The sequence below is a fragment of the Streptomyces sp. MBT65 genome (assembly GCF_016612545.1).
In the GTDB taxonomy this organism is placed as follows: Bacteria; Actinomycetota; Actinomycetes; order Streptomycetales; family Streptomycetaceae; genus Streptomyces.
In genome coordinates this window covers 1-814 of the sequence record NZ_JAENRY010000686.1, presented here as the reverse complement: position 1 = coordinate 814, position 814 = coordinate 1, and the positions used below count along the sequence as shown (strand labels likewise).

Here is an 814-nt window from a genome sequence, read left to right as displayed (position 1 = left end):
GGCGGGCGGGGTGCCGATGAGGAGGGCCTCGCGCGGGGTGGCGAGCACGGTCTCGATGCGTTCGTCGGCGTCGCCGAAGCGGATGCCGCGGGCGGCGAGATAGCCGTAGAAGGAGGAGTCGGGCTCGAAGTCCGTGTCCAGGTGCGGGAGTCGGGCGACCGAGACGTAGGTGCTCTCGAGGCCGACCCGTTCGTCGTCGGCGAGCAGGACGCGCTCCAGGTGCCAGACGGGTTCGCCGCGGGTCAGTCCGGTCTCGGCGGCGAGCGCGTCGGAGCAGGGGAAGCGGTCGAGGGTGACGAGGCTGCGGCCCGGGGTGCGCCCCTGTCGACGTACGCCCTCGGTGTAGCTGGCCAGGGACAGCGGCTGTTCCAGCTTGGGTCCCGCGACGACCGTGCCGCGCCCCTGCCGGCGCAGCCTGCCCTCCAGCACGAGTTCGCGCAGCGCCTGCCGCACGGTCTCGCGGGCGACCTCGTACCGCTCGGCGAGGTCGCGCTCGGTGGGGATCAGGCTGCCTTCCCCCAACTCGTCGACGAGCGCGGCGATCTGGGCCTTGACCGCGTAGTACTTGGGGATGCGGCCGTGCTCCGGGATGCCGGAGCGGACGGGGGCGCCGGGGGCCTGGTCGTTCGGGTAGTCCACGTGGAGATCGTCGCAGAAGGGGCGGGCCGCGTTATCGGCGCCTCCGGGCGAGCAGGGCGCCGGCGGTGACGAGGAGGACGGATGTGGCGGCGAGGACGAGGTGGGCGGTGCCGATTCCGGTGCGGGCGAGTTCGTCGGTGAAGGAGAGGTCGTCGGTGGGGGGTGAGGTCGGGGA

The 814-nt window shown here is 73.2% G+C and carries 2 protein-coding genes; both read right to left on the bottom strand.

The annotated features are described in order from the left end of the window. On the bottom strand, positions 1-639 hold a 639-nt coding region (locus tag JHN63_RS51580; protein ID WP_200692013.1), incomplete at its 3' end, for a GntR family transcriptional regulator. A gap of 31 nt (positions 640-670) precedes the next feature. Then, a partial coding sequence (locus tag JHN63_RS51575; protein WP_200692012.1) for an LPXTG cell wall anchor domain-containing protein occupies positions 671-814 on the bottom strand: 144 nt, incomplete at its 5' end.